The sequence below is a fragment of the Planctomycetota bacterium genome (assembly GCA_026387035.1).
GTDB lineage: Bacteria > Planctomycetota > Phycisphaerae > FEN-1346 > FEN-1346 > JAPLMM01.
On record JAPLMM010000174.1, the window covers coordinates 1 to 18671 of the forward strand.

16 protein-coding genes and 1 pseudogene are annotated in these 18671 nt (G+C 66.6%); 11 read left to right on the forward strand and 6 right to left on the reverse strand.

All coding sequences use genetic code 11. The features are described from left to right. From NTX40_06200 to NTX40_06220, 5 genes are all read left to right on the forward strand, one after another. Nucleotides 1-1278: 4Fe-4S binding protein (locus tag NTX40_06200; GenBank protein MCX5648673.1), on the forward strand; the 1278-nt coding region annotated here is incomplete at its 5' end. 398 nt (nucleotides 1279-1676) lie between these two features. After that, nucleotides 1677-1940, forward strand: coding sequence for a 30S ribosomal protein S15 (gene rpsO / locus NTX40_06205; GenBank protein MCX5648674.1), 264 nt, complete (start codon nucleotides 1677-1679; stop codon nucleotides 1938-1940). 211 nt (nucleotides 1941-2151) lie between these two features. Then, entirely contained in the window at nucleotides 2152-4263 is a 2112-nt protein-coding gene (pnp, locus tag NTX40_06210) for a polyribonucleotide nucleotidyltransferase (protein ID MCX5648675.1), read from the forward strand. Between the two features lie 165 nt (nucleotides 4264-4428). Then, nucleotides 4429-5235, forward strand: a complete 807-nt coding sequence (locus NTX40_06215; GenBank protein ID MCX5648676.1) for an ATP-binding protein — start codon at nucleotides 4429-4431, stop codon at nucleotides 5233-5235. A gap of 128 nt (nucleotides 5236-5363) precedes the next feature. Further along, nucleotides 5364-6737, forward strand: a complete 1374-nt coding sequence (locus NTX40_06220; protein ID MCX5648677.1) for a sigma-54 dependent transcriptional regulator — start codon at nucleotides 5364-5366, stop codon at nucleotides 6735-6737. 40 nt (nucleotides 6738-6777) lie between these two features. Here the strand turns inward: NTX40_06220 and NTX40_06225 are convergent, their stop codons facing one another. The 5 genes from NTX40_06225 to NTX40_06245 all read right to left on the reverse strand — a co-directional run bounded on the left by NTX40_06225 (nucleotide 6778) and on the right by NTX40_06245 (nucleotide 12002). After that, the gene (locus NTX40_06225; protein MCX5648678.1) at nucleotides 6778-7668 is read right to left on the reverse strand and encodes a glycoside hydrolase family 16 protein; all 891 of its coding nucleotides are present in this window, start codon (nucleotides 7666-7668) and stop codon (nucleotides 6778-6780) included. 146 nt (nucleotides 7669-7814) lie between these two features. Further along, nucleotides 7815-8564 (reverse strand): 2-C-methyl-D-erythritol 4-phosphate cytidylyltransferase, encoded by a 750-nt coding sequence (gene ispD / locus NTX40_06230; GenBank protein MCX5648679.1) that lies wholly within the window; start codon nucleotides 8562-8564, stop codon nucleotides 7815-7817. Nucleotides 8565-8629: 65 nt separating this feature from the next. Next, nucleotides 8630-9697 (reverse strand): TRAM domain-containing protein, encoded by a 1068-nt coding sequence (locus NTX40_06235; protein MCX5648680.1) that lies wholly within the window; start codon nucleotides 9695-9697, stop codon nucleotides 8630-8632. 164 nt (nucleotides 9698-9861) lie between these two features. Then, nucleotides 9862-11379, reverse strand: coding sequence for a trypsin-like peptidase domain-containing protein (locus NTX40_06240; GenBank protein ID MCX5648681.1), 1518 nt, complete (start codon nucleotides 11377-11379; stop codon nucleotides 9862-9864). 143 nt (nucleotides 11380-11522) lie between these two features. Beyond that, nucleotides 11523-12002, reverse strand: coding sequence for a peptidylprolyl isomerase (locus NTX40_06245; protein MCX5648682.1), 480 nt, complete (start codon nucleotides 12000-12002; stop codon nucleotides 11523-11525). A gap of 294 nt (nucleotides 12003-12296) precedes the next feature. Between NTX40_06245 and NTX40_06250 the strand changes: the two genes are divergently transcribed. The 5 genes and pseudogenes from NTX40_06250 to NTX40_06270 all read left to right on the forward strand — a co-directional run bounded on the left by NTX40_06250 (nucleotide 12297) and on the right by NTX40_06270 (nucleotide 16718). After that, the gene (locus tag NTX40_06250; GenBank protein MCX5648683.1) at nucleotides 12297-13604 is read left to right on the forward strand and encodes a divalent metal cation transporter; all 1308 of its coding nucleotides are present in this window, start codon (nucleotides 12297-12299) and stop codon (nucleotides 13602-13604) included. Then, on the forward strand, nucleotides 13601-14899 hold the full coding sequence (locus NTX40_06255; GenBank protein MCX5648684.1) for a CBS domain-containing protein: 1299 nt from the start codon (nucleotides 13601-13603) through the stop codon (nucleotides 14897-14899). The genes NTX40_06250 and NTX40_06255 overlap by 4 nt, the downstream gene beginning before the upstream one ends. Nucleotides 14900-14907: 8 nt before the next feature. Further along, nucleotides 14908-15039 carry a hypothetical protein gene (locus NTX40_06260; protein ID MCX5648685.1) on the forward strand — a complete coding sequence of 44 codons (132 nt, stop codon included), beginning with the start codon at nucleotides 14908-14910 and terminating at the stop codon, nucleotides 15037-15039. A gap of 24 nt (nucleotides 15040-15063) precedes the next feature. Next, nucleotides 15064-15318 (forward strand): annotated as a pseudogene (locus tag NTX40_06265) (ThuA domain-containing protein). A 32-nt stretch (nucleotides 15319-15350) separates the two neighbouring features. Further along, entirely contained in the window at nucleotides 15351-16718 is a 1368-nt protein-coding gene (locus NTX40_06270; protein MCX5648686.1) for a hypothetical protein, read from the forward strand. On the opposite strand, the gene NTX40_06275 is transcribed toward NTX40_06270, so the two are convergent. Further along, nucleotides 16708-18063: a radical SAM protein gene (locus tag NTX40_06275; protein ID MCX5648687.1), complete on the reverse strand. Its 1356-nt coding sequence runs from the start codon at nucleotides 18061-18063 to the stop codon at nucleotides 16708-16710. The genes NTX40_06270 and NTX40_06275 overlap by 11 nt on opposite strands. 344 nt (nucleotides 18064-18407) lie before the next feature. Between NTX40_06275 and NTX40_06280 the strand changes: the two genes are divergently transcribed. Then, nucleotides 18408-18614: a cold-shock protein gene (locus NTX40_06280; protein MCX5648688.1), complete on the forward strand. Its 207-nt coding sequence runs from the start codon at nucleotides 18408-18410 to the stop codon at nucleotides 18612-18614. Nucleotides 18615-18671: the final 57 nt, after the last annotated feature.

Here is an 18671-nt window from a genome sequence, read left to right on the forward strand (position 1 = left end):
GGCGGCCGGTGGGCCGCGACGCGATGGGGATGGACGTTCGTCGCCCTGCTGCTGGCGGTCCTTCTCGTACAGGCCTACCAGAAACGGTTTTGGTGCCGGAACCTCTGCCCGCTGGGGGCCCTGCTGGGCCTCGTGGGTTCCACGAGCCCCCTGCGTCCGCGCATCTCCAGCAAGTGCGTGCGGTGCAACAAGTGCCGCGAGCAGTGCAAGATGGGCGCGTTCGAGCCGGGCCCTGTAGTGAGAGATACTCTCTACTACAGGGCGGGCGGGGAAGGGACACCGTATCGCAGCATCGTCCAGGAATGCATCCTCTGCTATGCGTGCGAGCGCAGCATGTGTCCCGTCGAGGCGATTCACATCGGCGTCGGCCGGCCGGCGCCGGTCCGGCCCGCCGCAGGCGCGTGCCCGAGCCGGCGGGCGTTCCTGGGGTCGGCGGCGGTCGGCGCGGTTCTCGCGCCGGCGCTTCTCCTCGACCGGCGTTCGCGCGAGAAGGAAGAGTCGAACCCGATGCTGCGACCGCCAGGCGCCCTAAAGCCGGACGGCGATTTCCAGGCCGCCTGCGTCCGCTGCGGCGCGTGCATGCGCGTCTGCCCGACGAACGCCCTGCACCCCTCGGGGATCGAAAACGGCATCGCAGGCCTCTGGACGCCCGCGTTCGTCTTCAACATCGGCTACTGCGACTACACGTGCAACGCCCATGCTGGGGAAGCGGGTGAGGACCGGCCGGCGAACCTCTGTGCGACGGTCTGCCCGACGGGGGCGATCGCTCCCCTCGCGCGGGCCGAGAAGAATGAGTGGCGGATCGGCACCGCCGTCTTCGACCACGACCGCTGCCTGCCGTGGGCGCGCGGCGAAGAGTGCCTCACGTGCGAGGAGATGTGTCCCGTCACGCCGAGGGCCATCTCGCACCGCACCGTCGAGGTGGCGAACAACGAGTGGCTCAAGATGCCCGACGACAGGCGCAACCGCTACGAGCAACTGGAGGCGAAGCGCGAGGAGGACCTGTCCGCCATAGCCCGCAGGGCGACGGCGGAAGGCCTGACGCCCGCCGAGGAAGCGGAACTGGAGACGATGCCGCCGAAGATGCGGCCCCTCGCCCTGCCCTATCTTCTGCCGTGCCGGTGCATCGGGTGCGGCGTGTGCGAGAACGTCTGCCCGGTGGACGGATCGAGCGGCATCCGGGTCGAACGGCTCCAAGCCGGCGCCGCGCCATCGGGCGGAGGCGGCAAGGGCAAAGGTCCCGGCCCGCGCGCCCGTCGCGGCCGGGGCAGAGGCTAGAACTGGTTTCATAACTGAAGGGTGGCGGGTCTCCCCTGGCACGGCAGGCGTGCCGTGGCCTGACGGCTGACCCGCCACCCTCCAAATCCCGGCGCGCCGGGATGAAATCGCGGCGTCCCGGCGGGACGCCGCGCAACGGTCGGGGCAGCGCGACGGGAAGATACCCCCAGGGGTAATTTTCGGAAAGGGGGGTATTGCATTGGCGGGGCATTTGGTGTAAAGTGGCGGGCACAAGCGACCGTTAGAGAGGGAAAGGAACGCGCGAATGACCATGCTTTCGCAACGGCGCGAAAGTATGGCACCCACAAGTTCAACTGTGGCGGACCACTAGGCACAACGGAAAGCAGGCGCGGGAGAGGTCGCCTCCCGTTGCCCAAGTGTCGTAAGGAGCAGGCGTCATGGCAACGCAGGTGAAGCAGGATCTGATTCAGAACTACCGGACTCACGAAGGCGACACAGGGTCGCCGGAAGTCCAGGTCGCGCTCCTGACGGAACGCATCCGCCACCTGACCGAACACCTGAAGACCCACCGCAAGGACCATTCGTCCCGCCGGGGTCTCTTGAAGATGGTGGGCCGGCGTGCCCGTCTGTTGAAGTACCTTCTGCTGCACGACCGCAAGCGCTACCAAACGGTCATCGAGCGGCTCGGCATTCGCCGGTAAAACGACACGGTGTTTTCAACGCAGAGTACGCGGAGAACGCAGAGGAAGGATTGAGTAACAACGGCAAACAGAAGCCTGTTTTGCTGTTCCCCTGTCTTTGCGGTTCTCTGCGTGCTCTGCGATCTCTGCGTTGAGATAACGTTGTAGCGGAAGAGGCAGCGGCAAGGGAACGAACGACAGAAAACAAGAAAGGTTGGAACGGACAATGGCTATGGTGAGAATCGAAAGAGAGATCGCGGGACGGACGCTGGTCATCGAGACCGGCCGGGTGGCAAAGCAAGCGGGCGGCAGCGTGCTGATGCGTTACGGGGACACGGTGGTGCTGGTGACGGCGACGTCGGCGGCGCCGCGGGAAGGCATCGATTTCTTCCCCCTGACGGTGGAGTACCGGGAGTACACGTATGCGGCCGGGAAGATTCCCGGCGGATTCTTCAAGCGCGAGGGACGCCCCTCCACCAAGGAAACCCTCACGTGCCGGATGATCGATCGGCCCATCCGGCCCTTGTTCCCCGACGGATACAACGACGAGGTCCAGGTGGTGGCGCTGGTGCTGTCGGCGGACCAGGAGAACGATCCGGACCTCCTGGCGATGATCGGGGCGAGCGCGTCGCTGGCCTTGTCGCCGATCCCGTGGGACGGCCTGCTGGGCGCGGCGCGCGTGGCGCTGGTGGACGGCGAGTTCGTTCTGAACCCGACACACACGCAGCGCGAAAAAGCGACCATGGAACTCATCGTGGCCGGCTGCGACGACCGCGTCAACATGATGGAGTGCGAAGGGGCCGAGATCCCGGAGGAAAGAATCGTCGAGGCGGTGGCCTTCGCCCAGGAAAGCATCCGGACGGTCATCGAGATGCAGCGGGAACTCATCGAAAAATTCGGCGTCGAGAAGGCGGATTGGGAGAAACCGGCGGACGTGTCGGCGCTCGTGGCCGAGATCGAAAAGGGGTTCCTCAAGGACCTCCAGGCCGCCAAGCAGGTGCACGGGAAGATCGACCGCCAGCAGGCGACGAAGGACGTGGCCGAACGCGCCTGCGAAGCGATCCTGGGCGTGGACCCCGAGGCGTCGGAGTGGACCGCGCCGGACTTCAAACGGGCCTGGACCCAGGTGGAGGACCGCCTGGTTCACCGGATGCTCATGGAAGGCCGGCGGACCGACGGGCGAAAACTCGACGACCTTCGGCCGGTCACGTGCGAGGTCGGCGTCCTGCCGCGGACCCACGGGTCGGCGCTCTTTACGCGGGGCGAGACGCAGGCGATGGTCGTGACGACGCTCGGCACAACGGAAGACCAGCAGATCATCGACGGCCTGCTGGAGGAATACCGGAAGCCCTTCATGCTGCATTACAACTTCCCGCCATTTTCCGTGGGCGAGGCGAAGATGATGCGAGGCCCGCGCCGGCGGGACATCGGCCACGGAGCCCTGGCGGAGAAGAGCCTCGCGCCGGTCATGCCCTTGGCCGAGGAGTTCCCTTACACGATCCGCATCGTTTCGGACATCATGGAATCGAACGGTTCGTCGAGCATGGCGTCGGTGTGTGGAGCGACGCTCAGCCTGATGGACGCCGGCGTCCCGATCAAGCAGCCGGTCGCGGGCGTCTCCATCGGCCGGGTCCACGAGGGCGACAAGGAACTGTTCCTCGTGGACATCCAGGGCGAAGAGGACCACGTCGGCGACATGGATTTCAAAGTCGCGGGGACGCAGAACGGCGTCACGGGCATCCAGTTGGACCTCAAGATCCAGGCCATCACGCTGGAAACGTGCCGAAAAGCCCTCGAGAAGGCGCGCGAGGTGCGGCTTGAGATTCTGCGGAAGATGCTGGAGACGATCCAGGCGCCGCGGGCGGAGATCAGCCAGCACGCGCCGCGGCTCATCCAGGTGAAGATCAACCCGGACAAGATCGGGAAGGTGATCGGCCCGGGCGGCAAGACGATCAAGGGCCTGGAGGCCGACACCGGCGCCCGCATCGAGATCGAGGACGACGGAACGGTCACGATTTCCAGCGTGGACGCCGCCGCCGCCGAACGGGCGCGCGAGGCCATCATCGCCCTCACCGCCGAGGTCAAGGTTGGACACATCTACACCGGCAAGGTCGTCACCATCAAGCCGTTCGGCGCGTTCGTCGAGGTCATGCCGGGAACGGACGGCATGTGCCACATCTCGGAATTGGCGGACGGCTACGTGGAGAAGGTCGAGAACGTCGTAAAGATCGGCGACACGGTCCGCGTCAAGGTCATCAGCGTGGACGACTCGGGCCGCATCAAACTCTCGCGCAAAGCCGTCCTGAAGGAAGAGGCCGGAGAGAAAAAGCCCGACGCCAAGTAACGGGCCCGATGCCCGGCCCCCGCCGAGCCGCCGCGCCCGCGCTCCGGGTCTGTCGCCGAAAGAGGCCGAACCTGTGAAGCGCCCGCTCATCCGATACGACGACCTGGAAGCGTTCGCGGCGGAACTGAAAAAGCCCGGGAAATAGAGGGAGCGGGCGTGCATCCGTTGGCGGCAATCGGAATCGGGCTGGTCATCGGCTTGGCGCTCGCGGCGCCGGTGGCGCTTGCTTGGTGCAGGCGCGCCGAGGAGCGGGCGCGCGCTTCGGAGCGGCGGGCGCGGGAGGCCGAGCACCTGGCCTACGTCGGCACGCTGACGGGGGGCCTGGCCCACGAGATCCGAAATCCTCTCTCCACCCTGACGCTGAACCTGGAACTTCTGCGGGAAGACCTCGAGCGCCCGGGCGCCGCCGCCGACCCGCGAATCCTGAGAAAACTGGAGACAATCGGCCAGGAAGCCAAACGCCTCGAACAGATCCTCGACGATTTTCTCCGCTTCGCCGGCAAGCACGAGGTGCGTCTGGAGGCGCAGGACGCGAACGCGGTGGTCCGGGAGGCGGTGGCGTTTTACGCGGAGCGTTTGGCGCGCGCGCACGTGCAGGTGCGGACGAGTTTCGCGGAGAACCTGCCGCCCGTCGCCCTGGACGCCGACCTCATCAAGCAGGCCGTCAGCAACCTCGTGCTGAACGCCGAGGCCGCCATGCCGAACGGCGGCGACCTGATGCTCAGCACGGAACGGGTGAAGCGCGGCGTGTGCATCCACGTGACGGACACGGGCGTCGGCATCCGGCCGGAGGATCTGGACAAAATCGGCCAGCCCTACTATTCTACGCGCAAGGGCGGCACGGGCCTGGGACTGCCGACCGTCCACCGCATCGTGAAGGAACACGGCGGCACGCTGGAGGTCCACAGCGAACCGGGGCGCGGCACGCGATTCACCCTCTGGCTCCCCGCCGCCGAGATGCCGTGTTCTTAACGCAGAGAACGCAGAGGGCGCAGAGAACAGATTCAAAGAAATCAAAAAGAAAAATCTTTTCTCCGCGGTCTCTGCGTTCTCTGCGTTCTCTGCGTTGAAATAACCTTGTACAGGTGGGACACCGACCGATGGCTGAATCTGGCGAACCCGACCGTGGCCGAATCCTCATCGTCGAGGACGACCGCCCCCAGGCCGACGCCATGGCCGAAGCGCTCCAGCGCGTCGGACACACGTGCGTCGTCGTCACCGACCCGCGCCGGGCGATCGCAAGCCTCGACGCCGACGACTTCGACCTCGTCGTCACCGACCTCGTCATGCAGCACCTCGACGGGATGGAGGTGCTCCGGCACGCGAAGCGGATCGACCCCGCGGCCGAGGTCCTCATGGTCACCGGCCACGGGACGATCGAGACGGCCGTCCAGGCCATCCGCCAGGGCGCCAGCGATTACATCACCAAGCCGCTCAACATCGGCGAACTGAGGGACCGCGTCGCCAAGGCGCTGGAGCACCGGCGGCTCCTGCGTCGCACGGAGCAACTGTCGGCCCAGTTGGACGAGCGGTTCGGATTCGAGGGGATCATCGGCCACTCGGCGGCCATGCAACGCGTCATCCAGACCTGCCGACAGGTCGCCCCGACCGACGCGACGGTCCTGATTGAAGGCGAGAGCGGCACGGGCAAGGAACTGGTGGCCAAGGCCCTGCACACCAACTCGCGCCGAAAGGGAAAGAACTTCGTCGCGCTCAACTGTGCGGCCCTCAGCGAAGGGATCCTCGAGAGCGAACTCTTCGGCCACGAGAAGGGCGCCTTCACCGGGGCCGTCATGCGGCGCAAGGGCCGCTTCGAGCACGCCGACGGCGGGACGCTCTTCCTCGACGAGGTCAGCGATATGCCCGTCTCGACGCAGATCAAACTCTTGCGCGTCCTGGAGGACGGCGAAATCGTGCGCGTCGGCTCCAACGAGCCGCGAAAAGTCGACGTCCGCCTCCTGAGCGCCACGAACCAGGACCTCGACGAACTCGTCAAGCGCGGGAAGTTCCGCGAGGACCTCTATTTTCGCCTCCGCGTCGTGCGCGTCGCGTTGCCGGCCCTGCGCCAGCGTCGGGAAGACATCCCGCTGCTGACGGAGCACTACATCCGCCAGATCGCGCGCGAACACGGAAAAAACGTCGCCGGCATCACGCCAGAGGCCCAGCGGGCCCTCGCCGCCTACGACTGGCCGGGCAACATCCGCGAACTCATCAACACGCTCGAAACGATGATTCTCCTCGCGCCGCACGAAACGCTTCAGGTCGAGGACATTCCGCCGGAGATTCACCCAAGCGGCCAGGAGACGGAAGCCGACGGTTTCACGCCCGGCATGAGCCTCGCCGACGCCGAACGCATCGTCATCGCGCGGACGCTGGAGATAACGGGCGGGAACCGGCAGCAGGCGGCCCGGATGCTGGGGATCGGCGAGCGGACCCTCTACCGGAAGATCAAGGACTACGGGCTCGGACAATAGAGCCTCGAGGCGGCGTGCGGCTCAAACAGCGCCCTTCGCGCTACTTCTCCGGGGCTTGCTCGTAGACCCGAACATAGTCAATAACATATTTCCGAGGAAAGATTTTATCGTCGATGGCGCCGCCCCAGGACCCGCCCAGGGCCAGGTTGATGAGGAGGTACTGCGGCTGGCGGAAGGCGTTGCCGCCCTTGTCGGTCGCCTTGTCGACCTGGAACGAGAAGTACTTGGTTTCATCGAAGTAGAAGTCCATCTGCTGGTCCGTCCACTCGACGGCATAGACGTGGAAATCGTCCCAGGGCCGCTCGACTTTCAGGTTCCCGCCGCTGGATTGATGCTTGCCGTCGCCGCCCCGCCAATGGACCGTGCCGTGGACGCGGTCGGGCGTGTGGCCGACGAATTCCATGATGTCGATTTCGCCGCAGGCCGGCCAACCCGCCTGGCCGATGTTGGTTCCGAGCATCCAGATGGCGGGCCAGACGCCGCGGCCCTGGGGCAACTTCGCCCGAACCTCGACCCGCCCGTATCGCCACGCCGCCTTGCCGCGCGTGATCACGCTCGCCGCCGTGTACTCGGCAACCTCCGGCCCCTTGCCCCCAGGCCGATACTGCGGGTTCGGGAACTTTTCCTTGCGTCCCTCGATGATGAGCGTGCCGCCCTCGACCCGCGCGTTCTCCAACCGGGCCCGCGTGTAGTACTGGGCCTCCTGATTGCGGACAAACCCTTCCTCGTAGTCCCACTTCTTGGGGTCGGGGAGGCCTGTGGTGTCGAACTCATCGGCCCAGACGCGTTTCCAGCCTTTCCGCGCCTGCGCAGCCCCGGAGGGACGTTCCGCATCCTGCGGAGCGGGGGCGGGTCCTCCCAGGATCGATCCGGCGGCGAGCAGTCCGACTAGAGTCGCCAGAGCCAGCAGCACCAAGAGCATCTCGCGCATGGGTTTTCCTTCGCGTCCGGCTCGGCGCCGGCGACGGCCCAGTAGTGGAGCGGCGAGAAAAAAGGGGACGGGAGTCGTTTCTCAAAAAACGGCCTTGGCGCCCACGCCAAGCGGGTTTTCGCCAAAACGACTCCCGTCCCCGTTTTTTACCTCTCGTCGCCCTCGAAAGGCCAGCCGGCCTCCAGGAGCGCCTCGCACAGCCGAAGGTCTTCGGCCGTTGTGATCTTCACGTTGGCCGCGTCCCCGCACACCATCGCCACACACCCGCCCATCGCTTCGACCAACTGGGCGTCGTCGGTCACCCGGCCGACGATGTGGCAGCGGCGCTCGTAGGCCCGCGCGATGACGTTGCGGCGAAAGACCTGCGGCGTCTGGGCCAGCCAGAGGTTCTCGCGCGGAACGGTCTCGGCCACCAGGCGCCCGTCCGACACGCGCTTCACGGTGTGGTCCACCGGCCGGCCGACGACGGCGGCCCCCCTTTCCATCGCGACGCGCATCGCCTCCTCGACGACCGCCCGGCGAACGAGGGGACGCACCGCGTCGTGAATCACCACCAGGTCCGATTTTCCGTCGGAGGCGGCCAGCGCCTCGGCCACGCTCTCGACCCGGTCCTCCCCGCCGCCCACGAAGATCAGCGGCCGGCCCGAGGCCGTACGCTCGCCGAACGTCTCGCGCGCCCACGCCACCGCCTCGGGAGGCACCGGCACAATGACCTCGACGACGGCCTCCAAGGCCGCGAAACGATCCAGCGTGTGGGCCAACACCGGCCGGCCCGCCAGCGAGACGAACACCTTCGTTTCCGGCGCCCCGACCGGCGAGGCGCGACCTCCGCCGCCGGGCATCGCAAAACGGGCGCCCCGTCCGGCGGCGGGCAAAATGACCGTGGCGGTCGGCATGGGGGACCTTTGGGATCCTCCGGCGGGCACGCCGGGACACGCGCGGCGCTCGGAACGCCCGCACCTCATCGCGGGCTCCCTCCGCCGGGCCTCCGCCGGTTCAGGCCTTCCTGGAGAGGCTCAATCCGGCCGAAGATAATGCGGCCGGCGCTCGTCGGCAGAACGCTCGTCACGGTGATGGTGACGGCCTGTCCGATGCTTTTTTCGCCGTCCTCGACCACGATCATGGTCCCGTCCTCGAGATATCCGACGCCCTGGCCGCCCTCCTGGCCAGGCTTGATGACGGCGACTTCGACGGTTTCGCCCGGCAGGAAAGCGGGCTTCAGGGCGTTCGCCAGGTCGTTCAGGTTAATCACCTCGATGCCGCTCACCTTCGCCACCTTGTTGAGGTTGAAGTCGTTGGTGACGATGCGTCCGGAGACGCTGGCGGCCATGGCGACGAGCCTCTGGTCCACGCCGTCGCCCGCCTGGGCGGGCACGGGGCTCTCCTGGATGCTGATGTCCACGTGGGCCATCGACTGGAGGCGGTTCAGGATGTCCAGGCCCCGCCGGCCGCGGTTCCGCTTCAGCCGGTCCGTCGAATCGGCGACCGCCTGAAGTTCCGTCAGGACGAACCGCGGGACGACGAGGGGCGAATCGAGAAAGCGCGTCTCAGCGACGTCGGCGATGCGGCCGTCAATGACGGCGCTGGTGTCCAGCAAGAGCGGGCGCCCGCCCTTCTGCTGCTTGGCAAACTCGATGTAGGGAATGATGAAGCGGAAATCGTCCTTCGTCTGGAGGATGAGCGAGATCGCCAGGTACGAAGTGATCACCGCAATCCCGACTTTGACCGGCTCGCGGGCCTTCTCGGGGATCCAGACCGTGATGTCCACCACGGGCCCCAGAAGGATCGTGACCACCAGACCCACCACGAGGCCGAAGAACACGGCCGAGACGAGGCTGATGTTCTTTCGTCTCAGCGCCACGTCCAGGCCGATGACGACGACGGCCGCCCCCATGAAGGCGAGCATCATGTAGAGCGGCAACTGGGGAATCGCGAGTCGCTCGTCCGGCGGCGCGAGGGCCCGCCCGAACAGCAGGCCGATTCCCGCCATCGCCAGAAGGAATAAGAGCCGAAGAATCGCCAGGAGCATGATCGCACCTCCAATGATTCAGCCTGCCCGATAACGGATAATGCATCCGCGATTATAGCCTGCTCCCGCGCCGGGAGCAAGCGCCTCGATGTCCGGCAAAAGGGGGAATATTCCCTGCGGGGAAACGGCGCTGCCGCCTGTGGAGGATCGTCGGCCCGGAAGCGTCAGCGCCCGGGGGCGCCCCGGGGCCCGCGTCCCGGATCCCGGCCCGGCTCACGCCCGCCGCCGCCACCGGGGCGGCGATTGCCCTCGCGACCCGGCTCGGCCGCGACGGGCTGATAAGACGCCCACTCGAAGGGAAGCACGAAGACGCCGCGGCGCTCGCCCGTGTCGAACCGCGACAGGACGGCCCCGGCGAGGGCGAACCAGGTACCGACCTTTGGCTCCGACCGGCCGGCGGTCGGACCCATGTCATCATGCCCCACCAGGTCGTCGACCCGGACGGCCGCCAGGGTCGGCGTGTTCACCGATTCCAAAAACAGGTACCGCCCGTCGGGTCCGTCAACCGACTCCGCGACGCGACAGTACAGGACGATGCCGTGCGGCATGGCGGGCGGGAACTTCACGAGGTCCACCCCCTCGGAGCCGAACAGCAACTGGAAGTTGCGCCCGACGGCCGCCAGCGACTTCAGGACCTCCGCCCCCATCGTCCGGACCGCCGCCCGGGACCGCCCGTCCTGGCCCGCCGACCAGACGGCGCGTGCGCCCTCCTCGGCCCATGGGGCAAGTTTGTCGAAGTCTTCCGCCCGGACGGCGATGCCCGCGCCTTGGCAGGCCTCGCACCGCGCGTCGCTCCGCTCGAACCAGCCCCAACCCATCTTGATCTTCCCTGTCCCTTGGCACCGCCCGCAGGTGATAGCCGTCTTGACCGTCTGGGTGGTGCGGAGGAACTCGGCCGGGGTCGGCGGGACGCCCGGCAGACGCAAGATGTCAACCGGCCAAAGCGGCCGGGGAAGGTCCGACAGCGGTTTCAACTTCGGCTCGGCCGACAGAAGCGACTGCCGAAGCGACACGGCTGGCATGGCCAGCGTCAGGACCAGTCCGGGCGCCGCCACGTCGAGCCGCACCGCCAGGACCGTCCCGGACCCATCCACCACCGGCGACCCGCTGACCGCACTCAGCCGGGCTCCCTCGATCCGCAGGAACGCGTCGATGCCCTCGGGCGTCTGGAGGTTAGACCGGCTGGCCACCTCCCGGATGTCCGGTCCTCGGCGCACGCGGCCGGTCGCGGCCTCCAACTGCTTGCCCCACGGCCAGCCGATGACGCCCACAGGTGCGACCCCGTCGAGCGGAGGCAGGGAGGGGGCCAGACTCAGGCCGCGATGCGACGGTTCCTCGGCGTCCACCCGAAGGGCCGCCAGGCCCAGCGCCGGATCGGCCAGGCCAAACCGGGTGGCCGCGGCCTCGGCCCCGTCCGAAAACAGGAGCCTCGCCCGCGCGGCACCGCGATGCGCCACCGCTCCAAGGTCGGTCACAACGAACCGGCCTTCACCCAGAAGGAACCCCGAGACCACGGCCTGGGGGATGCCCCAGGCGTTCTCCACGGTGATGCGGCAGACGGCGGGACCGGCGCTCTCGCGCAGCCCCTGCAGGTCGAACTTCGAGGATGCAACCTGGCCGCTCGCCCAACCGGCCGCCAGCAACGTCATCGCAACGCACACACTCCAGCCGCGTGTTTGCATGACTCGCTCTCCCCACAATGCTTCGGCCCTAGTCGCGCACTGGGACTCTGTGCATGTCAAACGATTGCCCCGGCGCAGAATTGCAGCGGAATTCGCCGCCCGGCGGCATCGGGCGAGAGAGGCGGAGGAGCAGCCCGCCGGTGCTAGCGTCCGCGGAGGATTGTCGGCTTGTACGGGTGGTCGCGTTTGCGGTCCACGGTGACCTTCTCGATGCGGTCGCCCTGGCGGATGGAATCCACGACGTCCATTCCCTCGATGACCCGGCCGAAGACGGCGTGCTTGCCGTCCAACTGCGGGCACGGAACGTGCGTGATGAAGAACTGGCTGCCGCCGGTGTTCGGTCCGGCGTTGGCCATCGAAATGACCCCGCGCGCGTGCTTGAGGTGCGGGCTGAACTCGTCGGCGATGACGTATCCCGGCCCGCCGCGCCCGGTGCCCGTCGGGTCGCCGCCCTGGATCATGAAGTCCGCGATGACGCGGTGGAACGTGACGCCGTTGTAGAACCCTTTCTCGGCGAGGCTGACGAAGTTGGCCACCGTGTTGGGCGCGTCGTCCTCGGCGAGTTCCAAAACGATGTTGCCCTTGGTGGTCTGGAGGGTCACCAGCGGGAGCGGTCCGGCCACGGTTTTCTCCTTTTGTTGGTTGGCGGGGGCGGCTGTCCTGTCGCATCCGGCCGCGCCGACCATCGCCAGGGCGGCGGCCACGACGACCGCGGGCCACGGCCCGCGGCCACGGTTCACGAGAAATCTCATCACACGGCACCTCCTTTGCGTTTTTCTCTAAACACGGAATTTTTTAAGTGTACGATAAAGCCCCGCTGGTGACAATAGGATGATTGTGGCGCGGGGGAAAACACGCACAGACGAGGCGCTTCACCCGTGTACTGAATCTCGAAAAGCATCCATCGCCTGAGCCGTTTGAGCCGCCGGTCGGCGATCTTCCTGGCCGTCCTTGGGCCGGGGATCATCACGATGATCGCCGACAACGACGCCGGCGGCATATCGACGTATGCCCAGACGGGCGCCAAGACCGGCTTCTGCCTCCTTTGGGCCTTCATCCTCCTGGTGCCGATGGCTTACTATGTCCAGGAGATGACGGTGCGCCTGGGCGCGGTGACGAAGCGCGGCCACGCGGAGGCCATCTTCGACGGCTTCGGCAAGTTCTGGGGATGGTTCTCCATCTTTGACCTGGCGCTCATTAACTGGCTGACCCTCGTGACCGAGTACATCGGCATGACGCAGGCCATGAGACTGTTCCACATTCCCGAATGGGTCACCTTCCTGGGCGTGACGGCCCTGCTGACGGTGATCGTCATCACCGGCCGGTACTGGACGTTTGAGAAGATCACCCTCTTCTTCTGCCTCTTCAACCTCGTCTACATCCCGGCCGCGATCTGGGCCATGCAAACCGGCAACGTGGCCGAGGGATGGAGCGCGGTGGCCCGGGGATTCTACAACCCGCAGTTCCAGCAAGCCAGCGGCCTCGGGGTGGCCGCCCTGCTCACCCTGATCATGGCCAACATCGGAACCACGATCACGCCCTGGCAGATCTTCTTCCAGCAATCGGCCGTCGTGGACAAGGGCGTGGACGTCCGCGACATCAAGTACGGCAAGATCGACACGTTCGCGGGCGCCTTCTTGACGTGCGCCGTGGCCGTGTTCATCATCGTCGCCACCGCCGCGGCGTTCTTCTACCACCCGGGCGGGCAGATCGTGGTCGAGTCGGCGGCCGAAACCGCCTCCAAGATGCCCGAGGTCCTGCCCGACGGCGATTGGGGCAAGTGGGCCAAGGTGCTGTTTGCCATCGGCCTGTTCGACGCCGGCCTGCTGGGCGCGCTGTGCATCTCGCTCGCCACCTCCTGGGCCCTCGGCGAGGTCTTCGGCTGGGCCCACTCCCTGAACAAAGGGGTCCGCGAGGCGCCGTGGTTCTACATGGCGTACGCGGCCATGCTCCTTTCGGCCGGCGTGGTGTCGCTCATCGCGCGCATCGACGTCCAGAACGCCATCACCATCTTCGTGCAGGTCGTGGCCGTGACGCTCCTGCCGGCGGCACTGGTGTTCCTCATCCTCCTCCTGAACGACAAGCCCCTCATGGGCGAGCACACCAACACGCGGTGGCAGAACATCGCCAACTGGAGCATCGTCGTCTTCGTCATCGGCATGTCGGTGGCGTACGCCATTACCAACCTCTTCCAGGGATCGCCTGGTTCCGGAGACGTTCCATGACCGACCCGCCCAACATCCGAACCGCGAAGACGTCCGAGGTTGCCCTTGGGGTCAAGGACTTCCAGACGTTCTACTTCTCGGAACTCCTCGGGCGGCGCGTCTGCGCCGGCAAGATCACCGACCGCATCGGGCGGCTGACCGACCTGGTGTTCCGCATCGCCGAGCCCTACCCCGAGGCCGTCGGCCTCTACATTGACCACGGCTGGGGCCGGCCCTCGGAGTTCGTCCCGTACGAGAAGGTCGTGAAGATCGACGACGACGCCATCTTCGTCCGGCCGCACGAGGGCGGCGGACCGTACCCGCCCTTCGCCGACCAGCCGGGGTACCTCCTCGTGAACGAGCACCTGATGGGGCAGACGATCCTCGACATGGACGGCCGGCGCACCGAGGTCGTCAACGACGTGGACTTGATGGAATCGCAAGGGCGCATGATCATCGTTCACGTCGACGTTTCGTTCAACGGGTTTCTGCGCCGCTGGCACCTCAAGCGGCTGACGTGGCGGAAGGACCGCTTCATCTCGTGGCGTTACGTGCAGCCGCTGTCGGTCGAGGACCGGGCCACCGACACGGTCTCGCTCTCGATCCCGCGCAATCGCATCCACGAACTGCCGAGCGAGGACCTGGCCGACGCGCTCGAGGAACTCTCGGGCCGCGAGCAGCAGGCCCTGTTCTCGGCCCTCGACTCCGGGAAGGCCGCCCACGCCCTCGGCCACGCCGAGCCGCGCGCCCAGCGGCAACTGATCGCCAGCCTCCGCCGGGAACGCGCCCGGACGATCCTCTCCGAAATGTCCGTGCCGCAACTCGCCGACCTCTTCTCCGTCCTCCCCCACGACGACATGATGAAGATGATGTCGCTCCTGCCGCCCGAGCAGGCCACACGCATTCGCCCCATCCTCACCAAGCGCGAGGCGACCGCGCGGGCCTTGATGTCGACGGACTACCTGGCCATGGGGAAGGACGCCAAGATCGGCCACGTCCTGGGCACCCTCCGGTCCTCGGGCCGAGAGTACCACGGCATTTCGTACATCTACGTCGTGAGCGGCCCGGAGAACTCGCTGCTGGGCGTGGCGGACCTGAGGCAGGTGGTCCTGTCGCCCGAGCACCTGACGCTGGGCGATATCCTGGTCGCGCCGGTCGTCTCCGCCGAGGAGGACGATACGCGCAGCGACCTGGAGGAACTGTTCGGCAGATACCACTACCGGACGATCCCGGTGGTCGACGCCCAGGATCACCTGGTGGGCATCATCCATCACAACGATATCATCAAGGGCATCAGTTCCTACTCCAGAACCTGAGGTGTTTTATGCCGCGCGTCCAGATGACACGGATGACCACGTTCGCCCTGTACTTTCTGCGGGTGTACCTGATCGTCATGGTCGGCCTGATCCTCTATAAGTTCATCAGCATCGTCGCGGCCGGCCCGCCGCAGCCGTGACGGCAGCCGGTCCCGCTCCTCTGCGAAGGCGGCGACGTCTTCCGCAGCGGATGCTGCTGGCGCCGCGGCAAGGGCAAGGTCTTCTACTTCCGCCCCGGCCACGAGACGTACCCGATCTACTACGACGCGAACGTCCAGCGGGTCCTCACGAACGCCTGCCGTTGGGCCGCTCGCCGAGAAGGCAGCCCGATGAAACTCGGCTGCACCCAGTGCAAGGAATCTTTAAGCCCCATCCGGCCCCGGCAGGAAGGCCAGGTCGGCAAGCCGGGAAATACTTAAGCAGAACGCGCACCCGGCAGAGAGGATGCCCCATGCCATGGGTCGCTCAATGGCTCGTAGCGATGGGCGTCCTGGTCGCGTGTGGCCCAGCGCTTCGCGCCGAAGCACCGGTCGCGACCGCGCCGGACGCCGACCCGGCCGTCCGCACTCTCCGCGGGTTCTTCGCGGCCCCGGACGCGGCCGAACGCGCCCGCCTCGCCGCCGAGTTCGGCGCGGCCGCGCCCAAGTCCTGGGACGCCGTCCGGACGCTTCTTCATCAGGCCGCCGCGTTTCCATCGCTCGCGCCCGGCCGGCACACCCTTAAGACCGAAGGCGACGCCGTCGTGCCCGCCGTCAACTATTGTCTCCGCGTTCCGGCCGGCTACGCGTCCGACGCCGGCCGCGCCTGGCCCCTCGTCATCGGCCTTCACGGAGCGGGCGGCAACGGCGAAGGGTTCCTGGCCACGCTCGAGAATCTCCTCGGCGACGACGCCGGCCGATACCTCCTCGCCTGTCCCCAAGCGCCGCAGGAAGGCATTTACACCGTCAGCCGGATGATGACGGACTATCCCTTGCGCGTCCTCCAGGACGTCCGCCGCCGCGCGAACGTGGACTCCAATCGGGTCGTCCTCATCGGCGTGTCGAAGGGCGGCTACACAGTGTGGGGGACGATCCTCTTCTCGCCGGGCGAGTGGGCCGGCGCGGTCCCCATCGCCTCATGGCCGCTCACCGAGGCCCCGTGGGCCAGCCCCATTCTCTACGCGCCGAACGTGCTCGGCCTCACAATCCAGGCCCACTGGGGCGAGAATGATATCGAGCCCGGCCAGAAACAGGGCATCAACACGTTCTCGCGCCAGGCGGCCGCGGAACTGAAGCGACTCGGGGCCGCCAAGTTCGAGCCCATCGAGTACCCCGGCCAGGGCCACAACCTCAACCTCGACGCCGCACGCATCCGCACGTTTTTCACGGCCGCGCGGCGAGAACCTTTCCCGGGCGAGTTCCGCCTGTTCTTCCACCGTCTCTGGGAAGGCCGGGCGTACTTCGTCCGCGCGACGGTTGCCGCACGCGAGGATTTCGACTTCAAGGCCCTCCCGCGCGTCAGCGTCGCAAGCAAGGCCGACCTCGCGCAGGCCCTTTGCCGGACGTACCAGCGGCTGAGTTTCGAACTGCGCGGCCTGCGGAAGGCCGAGGAAAACTCGCTCGTCGTCTTTGCCAGGAATCTGGAAGAAGTTGAGATCGCGATCGGCGCCGAGCAGATGGATTTCGGCCGCCCGATGACGGTCCTTGCCAATGGCCGAACGGTCCTGAGCGGCAAACAGGAGATTAACTGGGTCGAGTTGCTGGAGACGGCGCGGCAAACGTATGACTTGGACCGCCTCATCGCGCGGCGCCTCCGCTGCAAGGTCGAGGTCAAGCAATAGGGGCGGCCTGCCAGCGTGCCGAGTCACGGAAGTCCGGCATCCGCTTTTTCTGCCGGCGGTAGTAGTAGCGGAACCCCCAATTGGCGGCGAGGTTCATGATCCACCCCGCCTTCTGCGCGGGCGGGGTCTTGAGGCGTTCGCAAATGCTCGGCCAGGAGAAGAACTCGCCGAAGGCAGCCATCTGAGATTTCTGCAACTGCTCGACGCTCATCCGCGCCGGCTGAAAGACGACCGTCGCCCCGTTGTACTTCGACCAGTCGCGCGTCAGGATGCGGCCAGCCGACGCGTATTCCTCGAAGAGCGGCGTCCCCGGGTACGGCGTCAGGATGGGATAACAGGCGAACGCCAGCCGCGCCTCCCGCGCGAAACGCACCGACTCGCGGCACGACGCGACCGTGTCGCAATCGAAGCCGAAGAGGAACGAGCCCCACGTCCCGATCCGTGCGGCCTGGAGGCGGCGAATCAGAGGAATATAGTCGGCCGGGTCGCAGTACGTCTTGTTGCCCAGGCGGAGGCTCTCGGCATTGGGGCTCTCCAGGCCGAGGATGAGGCCCAGGCAGCCGCTCTTTTTCATCAGAGCGAGGAGGCTTTCGTCGCGCGCGACGGTGACGGTCGCCTGGCCACACCAGCCGACCTTCAGTTTCGCCAACTCGCGGAAGAACCGCCGCGACCACCCCAGGTTGCCGACGATGTTGTCGTCGGCGAAGACGATCCACTTCGCGCCGAGGCTGCGGATCTCCTCGCAGATTTCCTCGATGTCGCGGACGACGTACCGGCCGCGGTACATGGCGTGCGTGATGCAGAAGCGGCAGCGGTGCGGGCAGCCGCGCGAAATCTGGACCGCGTTCCACACAAGGTAATCGCGGCGCGCGAGGAGGTCCCGCCGCGGCGTCGCGATGGGGAACTCGCCCTCCGCCCGGTAGATGCCGCCGAGGCGGCCCGCCTCGAAGTCCGCCAGCATCCGGGGGAGCGTTCCCTCGGCCTCGCCCACCGCAACGGCCGTCGCGTGGCCGAGCGCCTCCTCGGGCAGCGCCGACGGGTGGATGCCGCCCATAATCACCGGCACGCCGAGCGCGCGGTACGCGTCGGCGATCTCGTACGCCCGCGGGGCCTGGCACGTCATCGCCGTCAGGCCCACCAGGTCCGCGCCCCGATCAATCGGCACGGGGCCGGTGCACTCGTCCACGATTTCGACGTTCCAGGAGCGCGGCACGGCGCCGGCGGCGACGGCCAGGCCGAGCGGCATGAAAATGGCCTTCCGCCCCAGCGTCACGCGGCGCGCGACGTCGTTCTGCACGAGGCCGTTCAGCGGATTGCGCGGATTGATGAGCCGAAGTCTCGGCATCCTCGACTTCCCTTTCGCCGACCGGGCGCTGCCGTGCCGCCGGGAAAAAACCGGACGTCGGAAGCCTAACAGGGAACCCAGGGCCAATCAACCCCCCTTGGAAGGGGTCCTGGAGGGGGGTAGGCCCTTTCGGCCCATCCGGGCAATCTCGCAATATTTGGTATTGACAATCCGCCGGCATGCCGATACACTAAGACTCTTAAAGAAACCGCTCGGGGTCGGCCTTGGGTCGGTCCCGGGGGATAGAACCGCGTGTGCGGTTCGATTTGCCTGGGTCTGTTAGGGCTTCCCGGTAACAGACTTGCAGACAGAGATTCCGGGAAGAGGAATAGGAGTGGCATCAGATGGCTCGTGGCAAGGTAAAGTGGTTCAATGAGCAGAAGGGATTTGGTTTCATCGAGCAGGACACTGGCACCGACGTCTTTGTCCACTACTCGGCAATCCAGGGCGCGGGTTTCAAGACCCTGGCCGAGGGCGATGAGGTCGAGTTCGACGTGACTCAGGGCCCGAAGGGCCCCAAGGCGGAAAACGTCCGCCGCCCCGAAGGCTAACTCAACACGCCGATGAAAATGAACCCCGCTCGAAAGAGCGGGGTTTTATTTTTGCGC

What these genes read in the sequence shown, in the direction of transcription:
- ispD (MCX5648679.1), bottom strand. Translation starts at nt 8,564, where the DNA reads ATGCCGACCGCCACGGTCATTTTGCCCGCCGCCGGACGGGGCGCCCGT.
- NTX40_06235 (MCX5648680.1), bottom strand. Translation starts at nt 9,697, where the DNA reads ATGCTCCTGGCGATTCTTCGGCTCTTATTCCTTCTGGCGATGGCGGGA.
- NTX40_06255 (MCX5648684.1), top strand. Translation starts at nt 13,601, where the DNA reads ATGACCGACCCGCCCAACATCCGAACCGCGAAGACGTCCGAGGTTGCC.
- NTX40_06225 (MCX5648678.1), bottom strand. Translation starts at nt 7,668, where the DNA reads ATGCGCGAGATGCTCTTGGTGCTGCTGGCTCTGGCGACTCTAGTCGGA.
- NTX40_06275 (MCX5648687.1), bottom strand. Translation starts at nt 18,063, where the DNA reads ATGCCGAGACTTCGGCTCATCAATCCGCGCAATCCGCTGAACGGCCTC.
- NTX40_06280 (MCX5648688.1), top strand. Translation starts at nt 18,408, where the DNA reads ATGGCTCGTGGCAAGGTAAAGTGGTTCAATGAGCAGAAGGGATTTGGT.
- pnp (MCX5648675.1), top strand. Translation starts at nt 2,152, where the DNA reads ATGGTGAGAATCGAAAGAGAGATCGCGGGACGGACGCTGGTCATCGAG.
- NTX40_06270 (MCX5648686.1), top strand. Translation starts at nt 15,351, where the DNA reads ATGCCATGGGTCGCTCAATGGCTCGTAGCGATGGGCGTCCTGGTCGCG.
- NTX40_06220 (MCX5648677.1), top strand. Translation starts at nt 5,364, where the DNA reads ATGGCTGAATCTGGCGAACCCGACCGTGGCCGAATCCTCATCGTCGAG.
- NTX40_06240 (MCX5648681.1), bottom strand. Translation starts at nt 11,379, where the DNA reads ATGCAAACACGCGGCTGGAGTGTGTGCGTTGCGATGACGTTGCTGGCG.
- rpsO (MCX5648674.1), top strand. Translation starts at nt 1,677, where the DNA reads ATGGCAACGCAGGTGAAGCAGGATCTGATTCAGAACTACCGGACTCAC.
- NTX40_06260 (MCX5648685.1), top strand. Translation starts at nt 14,908, where the DNA reads ATGCCGCGCGTCCAGATGACACGGATGACCACGTTCGCCCTGTACTTT.